This is a genomic window from Streptomyces sp. CBMA291, assembly GCF_014596525.1.
Lineage (GTDB): Bacteria > Actinomycetota > Actinomycetes > Streptomycetales > Streptomycetaceae > Streptomyces.
The window spans coordinates 27,411-47,869 of record NZ_MSJP01000041.1; the positions used below are offsets into that span (position 1 = coordinate 27,411).

The 20,459-nt window shown below is 73.7% G+C and carries 16 protein-coding genes and 1 pseudogene; 9 read left to right on the forward strand and 8 right to left on the reverse strand.

Annotation, left to right across the window (positions count from 1 at the left end; all coding sequences use genetic code 11):
- The first annotated feature begins 8 nt into the window (after positions 1 to 8).
- Positions 9 to 848 (forward strand): LysR family substrate-binding domain-containing protein, encoded by an 840-nt coding sequence (locus BU197_RS11585; protein WP_188268157.1) that lies wholly within the window; start codon positions 9 to 11, stop codon positions 846 to 848.
- Positions 849 to 1,132: 284 nt separating this feature from the next.
- Here the strand turns inward: BU197_RS11585 and BU197_RS11590 are convergent, their stop codons facing one another.
- Together BU197_RS11590 and BU197_RS11595 are read right to left on the reverse strand one after the other, a co-directional pair.
- Complete coding sequence (locus BU197_RS11590) at positions 1,133 to 2,797, reverse strand: FAD-dependent oxidoreductase (RefSeq protein ID WP_188268158.1); 1,665 nt, start codon at positions 2,795 to 2,797, stop codon at positions 1,133 to 1,135.
- A 90-nt stretch (positions 2,798 to 2,887) separates the two neighbouring features.
- Positions 2,888 to 3,793, reverse strand: coding sequence for an AurF N-oxygenase family protein (locus BU197_RS11595; RefSeq protein WP_188268159.1), 906 nt, complete (start codon positions 3,791 to 3,793; stop codon positions 2,888 to 2,890).
- A 244-nt stretch (positions 3,794 to 4,037) separates the two neighbouring features.
- On the opposite strand from BU197_RS11595, the gene BU197_RS11600 reads away from it, so the two are divergent.
- On the forward strand, positions 4,038 to 5,219 hold the full coding sequence (locus tag BU197_RS11600; RefSeq protein ID WP_188268160.1) for a TetR/AcrR family transcriptional regulator: 1,182 nt from the start codon (positions 4,038 to 4,040) through the stop codon (positions 5,217 to 5,219).
- Positions 5,220 to 5,333: 114 nt separating this feature from the next.
- Here BU197_RS11600 and BU197_RS11605 read toward each other — a convergent pair.
- Positions 5,334 to 6,830, reverse strand: a pseudogene (locus BU197_RS11605) (S8 family peptidase); the annotation flags it as partial.
- Between the two features lie 216 nt (positions 6,831 to 7,046).
- On the opposite strand from BU197_RS11605, the gene BU197_RS11610 reads away from it, so the two are divergent.
- Positions 7,047 to 7,409, forward strand: a complete 363-nt coding sequence (locus tag BU197_RS11610; RefSeq protein WP_188268161.1) for a YrdB family protein — start codon at positions 7,047 to 7,049, stop codon at positions 7,407 to 7,409.
- 104 nt (positions 7,410 to 7,513) lie between these two features.
- Here BU197_RS11610 and BU197_RS11615 read toward each other — a convergent pair whose 3' ends face one another.
- Positions 7,514 to 7,969: a MarR family winged helix-turn-helix transcriptional regulator gene (locus BU197_RS11615; protein WP_188268190.1), complete on the reverse strand. Its 456-nt coding sequence runs from the start codon at positions 7,967 to 7,969 to the stop codon at positions 7,514 to 7,516.
- Between the two features lie 195 nt (positions 7,970 to 8,164).
- On the opposite strand from BU197_RS11615, the gene BU197_RS11620 reads away from it, so the two are divergent.
- A complete protein-coding gene (locus BU197_RS11620; RefSeq protein ID WP_188268162.1) occupies positions 8,165 to 9,628 on the forward strand; it encodes an MFS transporter in 1,464 nt (487 codons plus the stop codon).
- Positions 9,629 to 9,703: 75 nt separating this feature from the next.
- Here BU197_RS11620 and BU197_RS11625 read toward each other — a convergent pair whose 3' ends face one another.
- From BU197_RS11625 to BU197_RS11640, 4 genes are all read right to left on the reverse strand, one after another.
- Positions 9,704 to 10,567, reverse strand: coding sequence for a VOC family protein (locus BU197_RS11625; RefSeq protein WP_317452182.1), 864 nt, complete (start codon positions 10,565 to 10,567; stop codon positions 9,704 to 9,706).
- Positions 10,568 to 10,916: 349 nt separating this feature from the next.
- A complete protein-coding gene (locus BU197_RS11630) occupies positions 10,917 to 11,081 on the reverse strand; it encodes a hypothetical protein (RefSeq protein ID WP_188268163.1) in 165 nt (54 codons plus the stop codon).
- A gap of 415 nt (positions 11,082 to 11,496) precedes the next feature.
- Positions 11,497 to 11,826 carry a hypothetical protein gene (locus BU197_RS11635; protein ID WP_188268164.1) on the reverse strand — a complete coding sequence of 110 codons (330 nt, stop codon included), beginning with the start codon at positions 11,824 to 11,826 and terminating at the stop codon, positions 11,497 to 11,499.
- Between the two features lie 331 nt (positions 11,827 to 12,157).
- A complete protein-coding gene (locus tag BU197_RS11640; RefSeq protein WP_188268165.1) occupies positions 12,158 to 13,081 on the reverse strand; it encodes a MerR family transcriptional regulator in 924 nt (307 codons plus the stop codon).
- A 131-nt stretch (positions 13,082 to 13,212) separates the two neighbouring features.
- Here BU197_RS11640 and BU197_RS11645 point away from each other — a divergent pair, with 131 nt between their 5' ends.
- The 5 genes from BU197_RS11645 (at position 13,213) to BU197_RS11665 (ending at position 20,433) form a co-directional block, all read left to right on the forward strand.
- A complete protein-coding gene (locus tag BU197_RS11645; RefSeq protein WP_188268166.1) occupies positions 13,213 to 14,775 on the forward strand; it encodes an alpha/beta hydrolase in 1,563 nt (520 codons plus the stop codon).
- Positions 14,776 to 14,888: 113 nt separating this feature from the next.
- The gene (locus tag BU197_RS11650; protein ID WP_188268167.1) at positions 14,889 to 15,809 is read left to right on the forward strand and encodes a DUF4232 domain-containing protein; all 921 of its coding nucleotides are present in this window, start codon (positions 14,889 to 14,891) and stop codon (positions 15,807 to 15,809) included.
- Positions 15,810 to 16,361: 552 nt separating this feature from the next.
- Positions 16,362 to 17,795: a polysaccharide lyase 6 family protein gene (locus BU197_RS11655; RefSeq protein WP_188268168.1), complete on the forward strand. Its 1,434-nt coding sequence runs from the start codon at positions 16,362 to 16,364 to the stop codon at positions 17,793 to 17,795.
- A gap of 95 nt (positions 17,796 to 17,890) precedes the next feature.
- Positions 17,891 to 18,838 carry a LysR family transcriptional regulator gene (locus BU197_RS11660; RefSeq protein ID WP_188268169.1) on the forward strand — a complete coding sequence of 316 codons (948 nt, stop codon included), beginning with the start codon at positions 17,891 to 17,893 and terminating at the stop codon, positions 18,836 to 18,838.
- Between the two features lie 230 nt (positions 18,839 to 19,068).
- Entirely contained in the window at positions 19,069 to 20,433 is a 1,365-nt protein-coding gene (locus BU197_RS11665; protein WP_188268170.1) for a carbohydrate-binding protein, read from the forward strand.
- Positions 20,434 to 20,459: the final 26 nt, after the last annotated feature.

Consider the following 20,459-nt stretch of genomic DNA (forward strand, 5'->3'; position numbering starts at 1 on the left):
CTGGCGGGGTGACAGGCTCGGACGTTCCCTCCTCAGACCTCGCCTCGGATTCCCCCTCCGGCGCCCCTTCCTTCCGGCTGGCGTACGTGCCCGGGGTGACGCCCGCGAAGTGGGTGCGGGTCTGGCGCGAGCGCCTGCCCGACGTGCCCCTCGGCCTCGTCCAGGTGACACCCGCCGAGGCCTTCGGCGCGCTGCGGGAAGGCACGGCGGACGCCGGTCTGGTCCGGCTTCCCGTCGACGGCGACGACCTCAGCGCGATCCCGCTCTACACGGAGACCACGGTCGTGGTCGTCCCCAAGGACCACACGCTGACCGCCGCCGAGGAGGTCACGGTGGAGGACCTCGCCGAGGAACTGGTCCTGCACCCGCTCGACGACACCCTGGGCTGGGAGCGACCGCCGGGCCTGGCGGCGAACGAGCGCCCGGAGACCACCGCCGACGCCATCGAGCTGGTCGCGGCGGGAGTGGGCCTGCTCGCCCTCCCGCAGTCCCTCGCCCGGCTGCACCACCGCAAGGACCTCACCTACCGGACGCTCGTCGACGTCCCCCAGTCGCGGGTGGCCCTCTCCTGGCCGACCACCGACGAGGCGCCCGACCTGGTGGAGGAGTTCATCGGGATCGTGCGCGGCCGTACGGTGAACAGCACCCGGGGCCGCCGCGCCGAGGCTCTGAAGGGCCAGAAGCAGCCGAAGGACCAGAAGGGCGGCGACCGCAAGCAGGCCAAGCCCGCCCGCTCGGGGAAGACCGGTGGCGGCGCCCGGACGGGGGGCCGCCCGGCGGCCCGCAAGAGCGGAGGCTCCGGTGGCGGCTCCGGCAGGGGCCGTACCGGCGGGAAGCCGCGCCGGTAGTCCTGAGGGCGGGACCCGCCGGAAGGGGATCCGCCGGAGGGCGGCCCGTCGGAAGGCGGTCCGTCGGAATGGGATCCGTCGGAATGGGATCCGTTTGGAACGGTGTCCGGGGTCTCGGGCCTGGTGTCCGGGTCTGACGTCCAGTGCCTGGTGTCCGGGGTCTGAGGCCCGGGGCCGTTCGAGGGCGGGCCTCCCCGCGATCGCCCCGCCCCACTCGGCCGCTCGGCCCCGCCCGCTCCGGCATTCGCCCGCTCCGGCATTCGCCCGCTCCGGTATTCGTCCGCTCAGCCGCCCGTCCGCCACCTGCTCGTGCGGGCCGCCGCTCTCAGTTCCGGGACCGTGGCCAGCTTGACCCGGGGGCGGCCCGTCGCCCGGCCCCGGGCGCGTTCGGTCCGTTCGATGGCCGCGAGGCCGCGCGCGTCGACCAGCGGCCCGCTGCGGCTCCGCAGCAGCGCGCGGAACGCGCGGGAGGTGCCCGAAGGCGTCGGGAGGGTCCCCGCGATCGCGTCCGCGAGCAGTGTGCCCACCGTCTCCTCGGCGCAGGTCCGGTTGGCGCCGATGCCTCCGGTGGGGCCGCGTTTGATCCAGCCGACGACATAGCTCCCGGGCATCCCGGTGATCCGGCCGCCCTCGTGCGGCACCGTTCCGGTGGTCTCGTCGAAGGGCAGTCCGGGCAGCGGGATCCCCCGGTAGCCGATGGCGCGGACGAGCAGGCCCGTCCCGATCCCCGTACCGGAGGGGGTGCCCGCCCCGGTGACCTCGACCGCGCGGACGGAGTCTTCGCCGAGCACTCCGGTGGGGGCCGAGTGGAAGCGCAGGACGATCCGGCGCCGGTCCGCCGGGGGAGGCGCGGTCCAGTCCACCGTCTCCCGGGCGAGTCCGGCGAGCAGCGCCGCCTTCTCCCCGGTACGGGCGGCGTCGACGGCCGCACCGGTGCGCGGGTCGTGGGCGTCGACGACGAGGTCCACGCCCGGCAGGTGCTTCAGGGCGAGGAGTTCGGAGGTCGTGTACGCCGCGTGTCCGGGGCCCCGGCGGGCCAGCAGGACGACCTCGCGGACCGGACGCCCGCGCAGCGCCGCGAGGGCGTGGTCGGCGATGTCCGTACGGGCGAGTTCCGCCGGGTCGGAGAGCAGGACGCGGGCGATGTCGAGGGCCACGTTCCCGTTGCCGACGACGACCACCCGTTCGGCGGCGGGCGGCAGCCGGACGGCGTCCGGGCCCGTCTCGGGGTGCGCGTTGTACCAGGAGACCAGGGAGGCGGCGGAGACACTGCCCGGCAGGTCCTCGCCGGGGATGCCGAGCCGCCGTTCGGCGGGCGCGCCGACCGCGTAGACCACGGCGTCGTGGTGGGCGGACAGCTCCGCAGGGGTGACGTCCCTGCCGACCTCGACGCCGAGCCGGAGCTTCACCCGGGGGTGGGAGTGGAAGCGGGCCAGGCTCTCCCCGGCGCCCTTGGTGGCGGGGTGGTCGGGCGCCACGCCGTACCGGAGGAGACCGCCGGCCACCGGCAGCCGGTCGATCAGCGTCACCTCGGATTCCGTGTGCAGGAGCAGGTCCTCGGCGGCGTACATGCCGGCCGGTCCCGTGCCGACGACGGCGACCCGCAGCGGGGCGAAGTCGGCGGGCAGCGAGCGGGGGAAGGAGGGCGCGCCCCAGGGATGGAACAGGGGCGAGGCGACCGGGGGCGCGGCGGGCCGGTCGGCGTAGTGGGCGGCGTTGATCTCCTCGTAGTCGCCGAGTGGTCCGGTGAGCCGGTCGGCCGGGAGGATCGCGTCGACCGGGCAGGCGTCGGCGCAGGCGCCGCAGTCGATGCAGGCGCGGGGGTCGACGTAGAGCATCTCGGTGGTGCCGAAGTCGGGTTCCGCGGGCGTCGGGTGGATGCAGTCGACCGGGCAGACGGCCACGCAGGTGGCGTCGGAGCAGCAGGTCTGGGTGATGACGTAGGTCATGGCGGCGGCTCGGCTCTGCTCGTCGGGGCGTCAGGGCTCGTCTGGTCCGGACCGCTCTGGGGGTAGACCGGTCCGGACTGGTCTGCGGGGTCAGACGAGATGGGCGCGCTGGTAGAAGAAGAGCGCGGGGCGGGTCAGCATGCCGACGTCGGAGAGGAACTCCATCAGTCCGGCGCAGCTGGCGCGCAGCCGTGACTTGTAGTGCTCGTTGGCGGCGGCTTCGCGGCGGGCGCGCTCGGGGTCGAGCCCGGCGCGCGTGTACACCTCGGGGTTCACCAGGCTGGTGATGATGTAGTACGCGGCGATGGCGACGACGAGCGCCTGGACGTGGCGGCGGGCGCGGCTCGCGCGGGCGAGGCGACGGCGGGTCTCGTCCCGGGCGAACTTCATGTGCCGGGATTCCTCGACGACATGGATGTTGTTGATGGTGCGGACGAAGGGCACCACCCGCTCGTCGCGCATCCAGTCGCGCTGCATGACGTCGAGGACCTCCTCGGCGACGAGGATTCCCGCGTACGCGGCTTCGCCGAAGCCGACGGTCTTCATGAAGCGGCCGAGTTCGAGGACGGAGCGACGGGGCCGGTAGGCGGGCGCGCCGAGCTTCCGCGAGCCCCGGGCGAACATGATCGAGTGGCGGCACTCGTCGGCGATCTCGGTGAGGGCCCACTGGAACCGGGGGTCGGTGTGGTCCAGGAGGTAGATGTCACGGAGGACCATCTGCTGGAGGATCATCTCGAACCAGATGCCGGTGCTCGCGACCGAGGCGGACTCCTGCCGGGTCAGCTCCTTGCGCTGCTCCTCGGTCATCTCGTGCCAGTACGCGGTGCCGTAGAGGCTGTTCCACTCGGGGCTCTGCCCGTGGAAGTCCTTGTCGAGCGGGGTGTCCCAGTCGACCTCGACGGCGGGGTCGTACGAGAGCCTGGCGGCCGATCGGAGCAGCCGCGCCGCGACGTCGTCCTGGTCCTGGTCGTCCGGGCGAGCGGTGCTGCTGGCCATGGTGCGGCTCCTGGGGCGCGGGTGGCTGCTCCGGCTCTTGCTAGACAGTTCGTCTAACAAGCTTGCTGGACGGAACGTACAACAAGGGGGTGGCGCGGGCCTAGACCCCGGCGAGGACTTGTCGAGCGACCGTCCATGCCGCCTGCGCACCGGGTCGTCCCGCGCGCGATCTCGACCGTCCGGGGAAAGTTACCAATGGAACGGTAAATTTCGAGAGGGACGAAAATATCGGGATACTGGGGGTATGGGAAGCTCACGAGGTTCGTACCGCACGGGGCGCGAGCGCGCGGCACGCATCCTCGACGCCGCACACGTCCTGTTCATCGAGAACGGATACCGGGCGACGTCACTGCGCGACGTCGCCGCGGCGTCCGGCATCTCGCACCCCGCGCTGCTGCGCCACTTCGGCTCCCGCGAGGAGATCCTCACGGCCCTGGTCGAACGGCTTGAGGCCGCGCACGGCGACTGGCCCCTGCGGCAGAGCGACGGCACCGCCCTCACGGCCGCCGCGATCGCCCGGCACAACGAGACGGTCCCCGGCTGGATCGAGCTGTTCACGGCCCTGCTCGGGGAGGCGACCAGCCCCGAGCACCCCGGGCACGACCTCATGTGCCGCCGCCGCGACACCGGCAACGAACTCGCCGCACGCCATCTGCTGCCAAGGGGAGTCGACGCCCGCTCCGCCGAACTCGCGGTCCTGCGCCTCGGCGCGCTCTGGGACGGTTTGCAGATACTTTCGCTCTACTTCCCCGGCGAGATCGACATCCCCGGCCAACTGGCCGCCTACGAAGCGGAAGTGGCCCGCGAGGGCATCCCGAAGGCCCCGGCCGCCCCGGTGAAGGCCGGTGAGCCGAGGACCGGTGGGCCCGGGGGCCCTGCCCCCGTCCCCGAATCCGCCCCGCCCGTGACCGGCAACCGCCGCCGCGCCCTCGAAGCCGCCGCGCGCCGCTACGCCCGGCAGGGCTACTACGAGGCGTCGATACAGTCGATCGCCGACGACGCCGGGCTGACGAAGGCGGCCCTGGTCCATGTCGCCCGGACCAAGCGCGACCTGCTCGACGCCGTCCTCGCCGAGGTCGTCGACGCCCCGAGGCCGGAGGGCGGGAACCCTGCCCTGTGGCTCCGCACCCTGCCGCAGCGCCCCCGTTGGGTCACCGCCGCGCGTGTGGTCCTGCTGTGCGAGGCGACCGTCCCCGCGCATCCGGCCCACGCCTTCATGTCCAGGCGCCTCGCCGAGGCCCGACGGAGCGTCGTCTCCGCCCTGGTCGGGGCGGGCCGCCCCCCGGTCCTGGCGGCGCCCGAAGCGGACCGGGCCGTCGCCATGGCCCTGGGAATCGTCATCGCCTGGCTCTACGACCCGGACCGCTTCGACCCCCGGACGCTCGTCGACGGGATCGTCCCCCGCCCCCGGCAGACCACCACCTGACCGGACGCCGCCCCGGACGGACCGTCACCCGGAGCGGGGTCCGCCCCGGGCGACGGTGTGATCGGTCCGGGCGGGCTAGAAGGCAAGCCTCCAGGCGCCGATCGCGGCCGGCACGCTGCTCACGGCCTTCAACGCGTCGACCGAGCCCTCACCGAAGAAACCGTTCTTCGTGGTGGTGCCCTTGCAGCGGGTGTCCGAAGGGCACGCCCGGTCGGTGGCCTGGAGGGCGAGTCGGTCCCGGATCTGCGCCGGGGTAAACGTCGGGTTGACGCTCGCGATCAGCGCGGCGACCCCCGTGACGTGCGGGGAGGCCATCGACGTACCGCTCATGGTGCCGTACTTGCCGCCCGGGAGCGTGGAGTAGACGCCGGTGGCGCCGTCGCCGCCCGGGGCCGCGATGTCGATCACGCCGTTGCCGAAGTTCGAGTACGAGGCCTTCGCGCCGCCGCTGGCCTGCGCGGCGACCGTCACCACGCCCGGCAGCTCCGTCGGGATGTCGACGCAGGCGTTGGTCAGGGTCCGGGTGACCGGCGTCGAGTCGTTGGGGCTCTCGGAGTCGGTCGTCTTGTTCGCCAGGTCGTAGTTGGCGTTTCCGGCGGCCGCCACCTGGAGCGAGCCCTTGCCCTCGGCGTACTGCTGCGCCCTGCGGACGCCCTCGATGATGGCCGCCTGGTCCACGTTGTCCGGGCAGTTGAACTGCCACGGGTCCGTGTAGTAGCTGTTGTTGGTGACCTTGAAGCCGTGGTCGCCGGCCCACACGAAGCCGCAGATCGTGTTCTCCGCGAAGAACAGGGTGCTGCCCGGCTCGGCGATGCGGACCGAGGAGATCCGTACGCCCGGCGCGACGCCGACGACGCCCTTGCCGTTCTTCGCCGCCGCGATCGTCCCCGCGACGTGCGTCCCGTGGGTGGCCACGTCACGCCAGGCCCCGGTGCGGGTGTCCGCCTTGCCGTAGGCGCAGGAGGCCGAGTCGGCGGCGTTGAAGTTGGGGGCGATGTCCTGGTGCCGGTCGTCCACGCCCGTGTCGAGGACGCCGACCTTCACCGCGGCGGAACCGGTGGTGACGGCCCAGGCCTGGTCGGCCTTGATCTGCGTCATGTCCCAGCGGTTGGACTCGGTGAGCGTCGTCGTCGACTGCGTCGGGTTCGCCGGGAGCGCGGGGTTGTAGGCGTCGGCGGGAACGTCGGAGGTACGGGTGGCCCCGACCTGCTGCACTCCGCCGACCGCGCGCAGGGCGGAGGCGAACGTCGCCGAGGCCGAGTGCGCCACGATCACGCCGATGGCGTCGTACGTGGCGAAGACCGAGCCGCCGTTGGCCGCCACGGCGCCGCTGACGGCGGACGTGCCGCCGGGCGCGGTGACGACCAGATACGCGCGGGTACCGGCGGCCCAGGCGGCGGGCACGGGCGCCGCGTTCACCGGTGTCGTCTGTTGGGGTGCCGTCCGTACGGGGGCGGCGCCCGTGGTCGGCGCCGCCGGGACCGCGACGGGCGCGGTGTCCGAAGGCGTGGCCTGGGCGAATCCCGTGGGCGCGGCGAGTGCCACGATCGTCCCGAGGGTCGCGGCGGCCAGGACGGACGTTCTCGACCTGCTGGATATGAGGGAAAGCAAGGCGTCCTCCGTCGACCCGGCGACACGGGTGGCGCCCACCGGGCCCTGTGGTGTGTGGGGTGGACGCAAGATCCCAGACCGGGCGCCCGGAGGGAAGGGGTCGGTACGAATTCCGTTCCCGCGGTGGTCCGCGGGGGCTTCCGCACCCCGCGTCGAGGAGCCCGCCGCGATGTGCTCTGCTTCGGTGATCGACTGCCGACCGAAGGGGACCACCCGATGAAGTTGCCCGGCCCGCTGCGTGTGCTCAACGAGGGGCTCGCGTTCTTCCTGGAGCTCGCGGCGCTCGCCGTCCTCGCCTGGTGGGGGTGGCGCAGCTCGGACGCCCTGTTCGTACGGCTGCCGCTCGCGGTGGCGGCGCCGCTCGCCGCTGCCCTCGTCTGGGGTCTCTTCGCGGCGCCGAAGGCACGGATCCGGCTGCCCCTGGCGGGCGTTCTGGCGGTGAAGGCGCTGGTGTTCGGCGCCGCCGCACTGGCCCTGCTGGCCCTGGGAAGGCCCGGCTGGTCCCTGGCCTGCGCCATCGTCGCGGTGCTGAACACGTATCTTGCGACGGGGGACCGGCGGGCCCGCACGACGGTCTGAGACCGGGCCGGAGGCCGGGGAGCGCCAGGGGCGGACCAGGGGCCGGGTAGTACCGGGGCCGGACCGGGGCGGCCGGAGCGCTCGGGAGGCGGGCCCGTATCGCCTCAGGGGCGGGGCCAGGGGCGGCCTTCGAGACGTTCGACGTCCCGGTTGAAGCGTTCGAGGTAGGCGGCGAACACGGCCACGTCCTCGGGGGACCAGTGCTCGACTACGCGCTCGACCCCGGCGATGTTCGCGGCGCGGTCGGCTTCGAGGCGTCGCTCGCCCTCCTCCGTGATGCGGAACTTGCGGGCGATACCGCCGTCCGGGTCGGGGATGCGCTCGACGATCCCGGCGCGCAGCATCGCCGCCGTCTGCCGGTTGAGGGTCGAGGCGTCGAGGGCGAAGGCCTCGCTGAGCTGCCCGATGGACATGGGGCCGTCGATGAGGATGCGGCTCAGCAGGAGATAGGCGCTGCGGTCGAGGTGGCCGCCGGAGGCCCGGGGGCGGGGCGCGTGGAGATGCGCGTGCCGACTGAGCAGCATGCTCTCGAACTCGACCAGCCGGGTGGGCCGGCTCATGGCCGTCTCGCCCGGCTGGTCGGCGGGGCTCCCGCCCGGTTTCTCCACGGGGCTGTCCACAGGCTTGTCCACGGGGTTGTCCATAGAGGCATTCTCTCCTGCGATGATCCTTTATGCACCATACACAACTTGTGTATCCATCCATCGATGTGCATTATGCATATAGTCATTGTGAAAGTACTCAAGGGAGAACACGTGGACGTCACCAAGCCCGATGCCCGACCCGGAGGCGTCGTAGGCGTCCTCGCCCTCGCGGGAATCGTGGCCGCACTCATGCAGACCCTGGTGGTGCCGCTCATCGGCGACCTGCCCAGGCTGCTCGACACCACCGCGTCCAACGCGTCCTGGGTGATCACCGCCACCCTGCTCGCTGGCGCCGTCGCCACCCCCGTCGCCGGCCGTCTCGGCGACACCCTCGGCAAGCGGCGCGTCCTGCTCGCCTCCGTGATCCCGCTGGTCCTCGGTTCCGTGGTCTGCGCGCTCTCCTCCTCCGTCGTCCCGATGATCGTCGGGCGCGGACTCCAGGGCATCGGCATGGGTGTCGTACCGCTCGGCATCAGCCTGCTGCGCGACGTCCTCCCGCCGCAGAAGGTCGGCGGCTCCATCGCTCTCATGAGCGCCTCCATGGGCGTCGGCGGCGCCCTCGGCCTGCCCTTCGCCGCCGCCGTCGCCGAGAACGCCAGCTGGCGCGTGCTCTTCTGGGTCGCCGCCGCTCTGAGCGCCCTCGTCGGCGTCCTCATCTGGCGCGTCATCCCCGCCGGTCGCCGTACCCCCACCACCGGACGCTTCGACTACGTCGGCGCCTTCGGCCTCGGCATCGGCCTCGTCTCGCTGCTGCTCGCCGTCTCCAAGGGCGCCGCCTGGGGCTGGGGCAGCGCCACCACCCTCGGCCTCTTCGCCGTCGCCGTCGTCGTCCTGATCGGCTGGGGAATCTCGGAGCTTCGCACCGCCGAACCCCTCGTCGACCTGCGCGTCACCGCCCGCCCCGTCGTCCTCATGACCAACCTGGCGTCGATCCTCGTCGGCTTCGCCATGTACGCCCAGTCCCTGGTCGTCCCCCAGCTCTTCCAGCTGCCCGAGGCCACCGGCTACGGCCTCGGCCAGTCGATGATGGCCATGGGCCTGTGGATGGCCCCGGCGGGCCTGATGATGATGGTCCTCGCCCCGCTCGGCGCCAGGCTCTCCGCCGCCCGCGGCCCCAAGGTGACGCTCGCCCTCGGCTCCCTGGTCATCGCCATCGGATACGGCTCCGCGTTCGCCCTCATGGGCTCCACCTGGGGCCTCCTGGGCGTCACCCTCATCTGCAACACCGGCGTCGGTCTCGCCTACGGGGCCATGCCCGCCCTCATCATGGGCGCCGTCCCGGTGGAGGAGACCGCCTCCGCCAACAGCTTCAACACCCTGATGCGGTCCATCGGCACCTCGGTCTCCGCCGCCGTCATCGGCGTCGTCCTGGCCCAGATGACCACCGACCTCGGCGGCCACGTCCTGCCCTCCGAGGGCGGCTTCCGGGTCGCCATGGCCATCGGCTGCGGCGTCGGCATCGTCGCAGCGGTCGTCGCCGCCCTCATCCCCGCCAAGGCGCCCGCGTCCGGCATGGACGTCGTGAGCGAGGAGTCCGACTCCGCCCCGCTCGCCACCACCGAGGCCACCGCCTGACCTGCCCAGGCGGTGTGACCGGCCGCCGGCCGGTGCGGAAACAGGGCCCCCGCCCGTGACCGCACCGACCGGCGGTCAGTCCGTTCCGGCCCCGGCGTCCTCCCCGGCCCCGGCCTCGTCCCCAGCCCCGGCCTCGTCCGTTTCCAGTGCGAACAGCGCCCCGTCCGGGTCCCGCACCATCACGACCCCCCGCGTCTCGGCCTCCGCCGGACCGCGTACCCCGCCCCAGTCGCCGCCCGGCACCACCGACCCGCCGTGCGCCAAGGCCGCCTTCGTCGCCGCCGCCGTATCCGGCACCCGGAACCGCACCAGCCAGCGGGGCCGCAACTGCGGCCGGGGCGAGGCGGGCTCCACGGGGCCGCCGTTCAGCCGGGCGACCGCCTCGCCGTCCTGCCGCAGCACCACGGTGTCGTGCTCGTACGACACCTCGAACCGCCCGGAACCACCGTCCGCCCAGCGGAACACCTCCCCGTAGAACACGGCCGCCTCGAAGGCGTCCCGGGTGTGCAGCTCCAGCCACGCGGGCGCGGTCCGCTCGCCCAACTGCCAGCGGGACTCCGTCCGCCCCTCCCACAGTCCGAACGACGCCCCCTCCCGGTCCGTGGCAAGGGCGGCCCGCCCGCGCGGCGGATAGGGCACGGGGCCGACGCCCACGGTGCCGCCCCGCTCCCGGACCCGCGCCACCGCCGCGTCGGCGTCGTCCACGGCGAAGAACGCCGTCCAGGACACCGGCACCGAAAGCTCCGTCGCCACCGCCGCGATCCCGGCCACCGGCACGCCCGCCCGCTCGCCCACCGCGTACCCGCGCGCCCCGTCGCCCCGCCGGAACGTCCAGCCGAGCACCGCCCCGTAGAACCGCTCCGCCGCGTCCAGATCGTGCGCGGTCAGGCTCAGCCAGCACGGCGCTCCCGCCGTCTGCCCGTTCATCGGCCCCGACACCGGCACCACCTCCTCGTCACCGCACGCACAGCGCGCGCCGTGCGCCCCTTCCCCCACACCTCCCTCGTATGCCCCCGTTCACCCGACTGCCGACCATCACCACCCGGCCGGGTGCGCACGCGAGCCGAAGCGCCCCGGGCGCCCGCCGCGAGCCGCCCTCTCACGGACAGCCCCCCATATCACGTATTGCACATAATGATCATTATGCGGTGAAACCATGATGATCAACACTCTCTCCGTACCCGACGGCGAGTGTCGGCGGCGTCGCCCCCGCCCCGAGAGCACTACGCCACGAGCCCGAGGAACGGCGCCCCGGACCCGTATGACGACCGAAGTGCCCGTCGCCCGTCTACCGCTCGATCCGGTGCTGGTTTTCGACCAGGCGCAGGCGCAGGCGCAAGTGCCTGAACTGGCGGAGTTCGTCGGTGGTGAAGCCCTGGAAGACGGCGGACATCGCGCGCTGCGTCGGCCGACGGAACGCCTCCAGCCATGCGTGGCCCGCCGGTGTGATCACGGCCCGAACCGCTCGGCCGGGTCACGCCGGTGCACGCCGGTCCGCGCCCGGTGAAGAATCCCGTCGATCACCTGCCGGTGCTCCCGCCACCGGCCGCAACGCCTGTTGCCTACCGGCGGGAACGGCCGAAGCCGTTCCCGCTCGGCATCCGTCGGATCACCCGGCCCCATGCCCAAGACCAAATGCCCAAGGCCAACGACCGGGGCCGGGTGACAACCATGTGATCAATCGGACAAGTCCCGGACGCCTGGCCGGGGTTACCGGCCGAGCGTCCGCATGTGGCCCACCCGCGAACGCCGTCGTTCCATCGGACCGGGGCGCGTCGGCGCCGTCGCGGTCCGCGCGACGGACAGGTGGATGGCGGGCCTCGGAAGGGCCGGAGTCTCGGTTATCCGGACCGCCCTACCCGGGCGACTTACGCCGTGACGACCTTGAAGGTCACCGAGCCGTCGGCGCTGATCTCAAGTGAGAGCTTGTCTCCGTCCTTCACATCGAGAACGTTCTTGTAGTCCTGGGGCGCGTTCTCCGACAGCCAGATCTTCTGGTCGAGGTCGTAGAAGAAGTACGTGGTCTTCTTCGTCGAGATGACGTCGGGAGAGTCGTCGTCCCCGCTCAGCACGGGTCGCTTGCTGATCACTGTCGGCGCGTGCTTGGGCTTGTAATAGCCCCCGTAGTCCGATTCCGACAGCACGGCTGTGGCGTAGGCGTTGGACTGGTTGTTGACTTGAGCAAGGTGCGTGGCCATGGTGCCTCCACTTTCTCTGAGGGTGGTGGGTGCGAGGCCGGATCCGCAGGTCGCCTGCGGGCCTCGGGCGCAACGGAACGTCACGAACCGAACCCGTTGAGCTACCTTCAGTGTCCGTTGGCGTACGCCCCATCGCATCTCAGGGCCCGTACTCCATCCGGGCGGGATGCGGGCACGGCCGAGAGCGGAAGCCCCGTCGCGCCACCGGCGACCGGAACGACAGCAGGCCCGGACCGCGAATGATCCGGGCCTGCTGCTCTCGCTCTCCGAAACGGCCTCATGAGCCCGTGGCGGAGACCTGCTTCGACAAGCTCGATCGCCCGGACGGCTCCTAGACGGTCGGCTCCCCGACCCGTGCCCGCAGGGACGTCGAGAGTTCATGGTGGAGAAGGCCGAGGACCGGTTCGTCCGGGCCGAACAGTGGGGCGGCGAGCTTCCAGTAGCGGACCAGGAGGGGCCCCTCGTGCGCCGCGAGCAGCTCCGTCAGGCGTCGCCGGAAGGCCGGGGTGTCCCGGCGGCCGAGCGCCCGGCCGTAGACGGCGACGAACCCGTCGAGCACCCCCGCCTCCGCCACACCCCGCCCGGCCCGCATCGCCTCCCAGGCCGCCCCGTACACCTCGGCGAGCCCCTCGTACAGCACGACGGGCCGGTACTCCCCGTCCGGCAAGGGCCGCGCCGCCCGCACCTGGTCCGGGCCCTGCCCCGGACCCGACACCAGCGCGTGCAGCCGGGCGAAGGCCAGTACCTGCGCCGGAGTCGGCTCGGCGGGCGGCCCCGGCACCACCGCGTCGAGCACCGAGGCCACCACCGGGCCCGGCAGCCGCACCGGCAGCACCCGCCGCCAGAACCGCACCAGTTCCCCGGTGCCCGGCGGCATCGCCACCGCTCCGAGCAGCCGCAGCCGCTCGGCCCTTTCCCCCTCCGGCGAGTCGCGTACGAGCCGCAGGGACGCCTCCCGCCAGCGCAGCGCGGCCAGCCGCTCGCCCACCTCGCGCAACCGCCCCGACACGACCTCCGCCAGCGCCTCCCCGTCCTCCAGGACCCGGCCGACCTCGGCGACCGGCAGATCGAGGGCCCGCAACGAGCGGATGAGCCCCAGCCGGTCCAGGGCCCCGGGCCCGTAGCGGCGATGCCCTCCCGCACTGCGCCCCGCCTCGGGCAGCAACCCTCGGTCGGAGTAGTGCCGCACGGTCTTCACCGTCACCCCGGCCCGCTCGGCGAGTTCCCCGATGCTCCACAGCCCGTCGCCCGGCACGCCCGCTCCCCCTCGCGTCCACCTCCGCTGGTCGGGTCCAGTGTGCGCTACGGCTCCGGCCTTGAATCTCCCGCAGGGGGAGTTCCTACGGTGGCCCGGACACGGTCCCCGCAGGAGACGAGGAGACGCACATGACCACGTTCGTACTGGTACCGGGAGCCTTCACCGGCGGCTGGGTCTGGGACGAGGTCGCCACCCTGCTCAGGGCGGCGGGAGCGGAGGCCCACCCGGTGACCCTGCCGGGACTCGGGGGAGGAGAAGCGGGGGAGACGCCGGGCGCCGGGCCGGGTATCACCGGCACCGCCCGTACGGAGGCCGGAGACGGCGCCCCGGGGCAGATCGGTCCCGAGACGCACGTCGACTTCCTCGTACGGCTCCTCGACCGCCTCGCCGCCCCCGACGTGGTCCTCGTCGGGCACGGCTACGGGCTCCACCCCGCGTACGCCGCCGCCGGACTGCGCCCCGGACGCGTCGGCCGCATCGTGGCTGTCGACACGCCCCTGCCCCAGGACGGCACGGCGGCGGGGGACACCCTGCCCGACCCCCGCGCACGGATGGCCGTCGACGGTGGCACCGTAGCGCCACCCGGGCCGGGCGGATGGGAGCGCCGGGGCAGTACGGAGGACATCCCCGCCGCGGCCCTGGAACGGCTGGAGCGCCGGGCCGTCCCCCACCCGGCGGACACGCTCACCCGGCCGTTCCGCCCGGCGGGGGAGGCCGCCGGGCTGCCGGTCACCGGGCTGCTGTGCACCGCCAACGGATCGAGCCTCGATCTGGTGCGGATGCTCGTCGAGTCCGGGCCCCCGCAGTTCCGGGCGCTCGCCGACGCACGGGTGTCCTTCCTCGAACTCGCCACCGGTCACTGGCCGATGCTCGCCGACCCCGCCGGGCTCGCCGACGCGCTGCTCCGCGCGGCGGTCGGGGAGGGCGAACGGATGACCGCGCCGGAGTGCGGGCCCGGCACGGACCCGTACGACCTGCCGTTCCTCTTCGAGGTGCCCGAAGGACCGCGCGAGCGCCGGGGCCGTTTCGACCTCCATCTGCCCGCCGGGGCGCGGCCCGGCGACCCGCCCCGGCCCGCGATCGTCTTCGTCCACGGCGGTCCCGTCGCGGCCGACCGGCGGCCCACCCCGCGCGACACGCCGTTCTACCTCGGGTACGGCCGCTACGCCGCGTCCCTCGGCGCGATCGGCGTGACCCTGGACCACCGGCTGCACGGCCTCGCCGACTACCCGCTCGCCGCCGACGACCTCGCCGGGACCGTCGCCGCCGTCCGCGCGGACCCCCGGGTGGACGCCGACCGGATCGCGCTCTGGTTCTTCTCGGCGGGCGGGCTCCTGATGGCGGACTGGCTCGCCGCGCCCCCGCCGTGGCTGCGGTGCCTGGCCGCGACCTATCCGGTCCTGGGCCCGCTGCCCGGCTGGCGGGCCGTCGAACCCCGCTTCCACCCGGCCGCCTTCCCCGGCACGGCGGACGGCCCGCCGCTCGTCCTGACCAGGGCGGGCCGCGAACACGCGGTGTTCGCGGAGCGGGTGGAGGAGTATCTGACCGCCGCCGCGCGCACTGGGGCCGAGGTCGAGATCGTCGACGTACCCGAAGGCCGTCACGGCTTCGAACTGCTCGACCGCACCGAGGAGTCCCGAGCCGCCGTGGAACGGGCGATGCGCTCGGTCCTCGCCCGGCTCGCCGCCTGAGCCGGACCGGGCGGGGCGTCCGAGCCGGACCGGGCGGGGCGCCTGAGCCGGACCGGGCAGGGTGCCGCCGGCCCATGACGCCCCCGTATCCCACGCCTGGTTGACTTCCGCCCATGCGTTCCCTCCGTCGCCTCCGCCTCCCCACGTCCCTTCCCGTCGTCGCCGGGGCCCTGTTGCTCGCCGTCTGCGGCACCGGGTGCACCGGCGCCCCTCCCGAGCCGCCGCCGCTCTGCGGGCCGGGGGCGACCGAAGCGGACGGGGAAGTGCCCTCCGGGGGCGCGGCGGAGGCGTCGGCGCGGCCCGCCGAGGACGGCGTCACGGTCCTCGGCACCGGGCGGACCGGGACGCCCTGCGCCGTGTACCAGGTGACCGGCGATCCCCGGCAGGACGTCACCCATGTCGTCACCCTCGACTTCCTCTCGGCGGGGGGCCGGACGCTGACCACCGTGGAGGACACCGTCCGGGTCGCCCCTGGCCGTACCCTGCGGCGTACCGTCACCGCCGAGGGGCTGCCTCCGGACGCGGCTGCGGGCGGGCGGGCCCGGCTGGTCAAGGCGCGCAGCTTCCCCACCGCCGAGGCGTGGTCGAAGGGCGGCACCTGCCCGCCCTCGGGTCTCCGGGTGTACGCCGACGAGGGCGACGCCGCCATGGGACTGCGGGTCGTCGGCCTCCACCTGGAGAACTGCGGCACCCGGCCCTATCCGCTGCACGGCTACCCCCGGGTCGAGATCCAGGACGAGGAACACCGGCGCGTCGACAGCGTGAGACTCCTCCAGGGCGGCGACGCCGTCGCCGGGGGAACCGGCGCCGACGGCCCGGCCCTGCCCATGGTCCTGGCACCCGGCGAGCGCGCCGTCTCCGCCCTCGTCTGGCGGAACACCGTCGAGGGCGGGATGGGCGACCCGGTGAACGCCCCCTACGCGCGGATATGGGCGAAGTCCGGCGCCGGGCCGGTGACGGTCCTGCCCGAACTGGACCTCGGCACCACGGGGAAGCTCGCCGTCGGGCCCTGGAAGAAGGACGACACACGCTGAGCCCGTCCCGGACGGCGGGGGCCGAACTCGCCCTTCCCGGGCGGGGCAGGCTGCCTCACCCCGCCCCGCCCCGCCCCGTCCTGTCCTGGACGGCGTGGGTTGACGCCGTCCCGTCAGGAGCCCCGCCGCGAGGCACCCGTCGCGTGCGAGCGGGGCCAACGTGGGGGCCCGGACCGCCGGTTCACTCGATCGGAGGGCATCGGGGGGCGCGTTAGCGGAACGTGAGCGGGACGTGAGTGGCGGCCGGAAGACTGTGACCCGGCGGCCGGTCCGGTGGCTGGTTACCGCCGATCGGCCCGGTGCTCGGCTCTCGTCGAGCACCAGGGGGGGCCGTGTCCCGTCCTTCCCCCAGGACGGGACACGGAACCGGCTGCGGAGAACGGCCACCGGACCGGACGCTCCGGACGGAGCCTCGCGTCACCGTCCACGCCGACCGGGTCCGGGGCGTGCCGTGGGGGCTCGCCCCGGACCCACGCCGTACGGCCCGGAACGCTCAGGGGGCACTCCGGGGCCCGTCCGGTGCCGACGCGCCGACCCACCCCAGGAGACACCATGCAGCGACGGACGTTCCTCAAGAACTCCCTGCTCGGCGCGGCGGTCGCCGCCGTCCCCCTTCCCCCGCTCCTCGCGGGCGGTGCGTCCGCCGCCCCCGCCGCCCCGGTCACCTCCCTCGAAGCCCTCCAGAGCGCGATCGACGACGCCGTCCCCGGCGACACGATCGTGGTGGCCGACGGCACTTACACGGTCCCCTCCGGCGGCGCCATCCGCGTCTCCGGACGCAGCGGCACCGCCGAGTCGCCCATCGCCATCGTGGCCCAGAGCAGGGGCGGCGTCGTCCTGCAAGGGGCGCGCGGCTTCCTCTTCGAGAACTCCCGTCACATCACGGTCGGCGGCTTCGCCTTCCGGCAGAGCGGCACGCTGACGATCCCCGCCGACAGTGCGCACATCCGGCTCACCCGCAACGACTTCCGGTTCGTCGAGACGACCCCCGTCGACTGGCTGGTGGTGCGCGGCGACGACACCGTGATCGACCACAACCACTTCCACGACAAGGCCACCGAGGGCATCTTCGTCGTCCTCGACGGACCCGGCACCACGGCGATCGCCCAGCGCACCCGGATCCTCCGCAACCACTTCTCCGACCACAGCTACAGCGGGGCCAACGGCGGCGAGTCGATCCGGCTCGGGGTCAGCTCCCGCGCCCTGTCCACCGCCGACGCCCTGGTGGCGGAGAACCTGTTCGAGCGGTGCGACGGCGACCCCGAGGCGATCTCGGTGAAGTCCTCCGGCAACACCGTCCGCCACAACACGATCCGCGTCAGCCGGGGCGGCATCGTGCTGCGCCACGGCAACCGCACCACGATCGACGGCAACTACCTGCTGGGCGGCAAGGACGGCATCCGTCTGTACGGGAACGACCATCTGATCGTCAACAACCACCTCGCCGACCTGACCGGCAGGGCCCTCGTCGTGGGCAGCGGCAGCACCCGCGACCACACGCCCGGCGAGACCAGCGAGGAACGGCGCGGCAACGACGCCTGCGACCGGGCGGTCATCGCGCACAACACCCTGCGCGACAACAAGAGCGCGATCTCCGGCGAGACCCGGACCTACGAGCCCCGGGGCGTGGTCGTCGCCGACAACATCGTCGTGGGGAAGACCGGCAGCCTCGTCGCCCTGGGTGCCACCACCGACTTCACCTGGCAGAGCAACATCCTGTGGGGCGCCGCCGCGAACGGCACCCTCCCCGCCGGCGGATTCACCCGCGTCGACCCGCGCCTCACGCCCGGGACGGACGGCGTGCACCGCCTCGCGGCGGACAGCCCGGCGATCGGCGCCGCGACGCTGACCGGAGTGCCGGTCACCGAGGACATCGACGGCGACCTGCGGGGCACCACCCGTGACATCGGCGCCGACGAGTACTCCCCGCTGCCCCCGGCCCGTCGCCCCCTCACTCCGGCCGACGTGGGCCCGGACGCCGTCTGAGGCGGAGGGTCCGCTCACCTTCCCTTCCGGCGGGCGGGCCTTTCCGTCCCGTCTTTGGTCTGGACCGCTCGGGCGAAGGGCGTCAAGCTCTTTACATGGATTTGGAGTTGAGGCACCTCAAGACGATCCGGGCCATCGCGGACGCCGGGAGTCTCACCCGCGCCGCCACGGTCCTCGGGCTCGCCCAGCCGGCGCTCAGTGCTCAGCTCAAGCGGATCGAGCGGGCGCTGGGCGGATCCCTGTTCGAGCGCGGGCGGGAAGGCGTCAGTCCCACCGCCCTCGGCGACCTGGTGCTCGAACGGGCCCGGGTGGTCTTACCCGCCGTCTGCGAACTCCAGGAGGAGGCCGTACGGTTCGCCCGGGAGGGCGCCGAAGGATACCGCCTCGGCGGCACGCACGGCCCGCTGCTCGGCGGTCTGGTCGACCGGATCGCCCACACCGACCCGGGCGCCCCGGTCTCCACGTACATCTCCTGGTCGGAGCGGGAGATCGCCTGCGGAGTGGTCGCGGGCCGACTGGACTTCGCGCTCGTCGGGGTCTGCGGCGAGAGCGGTCCGCCCGAGGCGGGACGGCTCGCGTGGACCGAGATCGCCCGCGATCCGGTGTACGTGATGCTGGCCGCCGACCATCCGCTCGCCTCCCGAGGGGAGATCGACCTCGCCGAACTGGCGGCCGAGGCCTGGACCGACGTCCCGGGCGACGGCTGTTTCGGCGACTGTTTCGCCGCCGCCTGCGTCCGCGCCGGGTTCACCCCCGCCTGCGTCTACGAGACCGACACCGCCTCCTGTGTGCACCTGGTCCAGGTGGGCCGGGCCGTCGGGCTGTGCCGGGCGACCTTCCCCGTGACGCCCGGCATCGTGACCCGGGCCCTGGCCGGGGCCCCGCTCGTCTGGCGCCACCTCCTCGGCTGGCACCCCGAGGGCCGTGCGGCGGGCCGTGCGGCCACCGTCCTCGGGCACACCCGGGCGGCCCACGCGGCGGCCCTCGCGGGCAGCGCCGGACGCGTCGCCGACTCCGTACCCAGGGAGGGGAGTCCGCGGTGAACGGGCGCCCGGTGGTTCAGGCCGCCCGGTCCTTCCCGGCAGGTGCCGTCTGAACCATCGGACAGGCGGCCCGAATCGCCGGACGGGCCAGGCGCAGGGGCCGCCCGGCATAACACGATGACAGGGGCGGATCGATATCTGTCGTGATCCCGTCAAGGTCTTTACGGTTCGAGCATCCCCACCGGGACCGGGAGACCGGAACCGGGCATCCCGTACCGAGGAGACCCCCCATGCTCCGACGACACGCCCGCGCGGCGTGTACCGCCCTGGTCGCCGCCGGGCTGGCGATGGCCGGCCTCCAGGCCGGAACCGCCACCGCGGCCTCCTACGACCAGGACCCCCACGCCACCGCGCGCTCCGCCGCGAGCACGCTCGGCGTCGACGCCACCCGCCCCGAGGTGCTCCGGGCCATGGAGCGCGACCTGGGCCTGACCCGCTCCCAGGCCCTCACCCGGCTCGTCAACGAGGCCGAGGCGGGCGCCACCGCCGCCAGGCTCCGCCAGGACCTCGGCGGCGCCTACGCCGGAGCCTGGGTGGACGGCACCGAATCCGGCCGCCTCACCGTGGCCACCACCCGCGCCGCCGACACCGCCGTGATACGCGCCACCGGGGCGACCCCCCGGCTCGTCGGCCACACGCTCGCCACCCTGGAACGCGCCAAGGACGCCCTCGACCGGTCCGCCACCGCCGACGCGCCCGTCCGCTACGTCGACGTCCGCGCCAACGTCCTGGTCGTCGAGGAGACCCGGGCCGGAGCGGGCGCGCGGCTCCTCGGGGCCACCGGCGTCCCCGGCTCGCTCGTCCGGATCGTCCGCGCCGAGGAGGCGCCGCGCCCGCTGTACGACATCCGGGGCGGTGACGCGTACTACATGAACGGCAGCGGCCGCTGCTCGGTCGGCTTCCCCATCACCCGGGGCACCACCCAGGGCTTCGCCACCGCCGGTCACTGCGGCCGTGCGGGCACCACCACCACCGGCTTCAACCAGGTCGCCCAGGGCAGCTTCCAGGCCTCGGTCTTCCCCGGCAACGACATGGCCTGGGTCGCCGCCAACAGCAACTGGACCGCCACCCCGTACGTCAAGGGCTCCGGCGGCGCCAACGTGCAGGTGACCGGCTCGGTCCTGGCGCCGGTCGGCTCCTCCATCTGCCGCTCCGGCTCCACCACCGGCTGGAACTGCGGGACCGTCCAGCAGCACAACACCAGCGTCACCTACCAGGAGGGCACCGTCTCCGGGGTGACCCGTACGACCGTCTGCGCCGAGCCCGGCGACTCCGGCGGCTCGTACATCTCCGGCAGCCAGGCCCAGGGCGTCACCTCGGGCGGCACCGGCAACTGCTCCAGCGGCGGCACCACCTACTTCCAGCCGCTGAACCCGATCCTCCAGAACTACGGCCTCACCCTGAAGACCACCGGGACCGACCCGGGCCCCGGCCCCGGCGAGCCGCAGCCCGGCGGCACCTGGACGACCGGCAAGGTCTACGCGGCCGGTGACACGGTCACCTACGGCGGCGCGAGCTACCGCTGCCTCCAGGGCCACCAGTCCACCACCGGCTGGGAGCCGCCGAACGTCCCCGCCCTGTGGCAGCGCCTGTGAGGCGCGCCGCCCGGTGACCGGGGGTG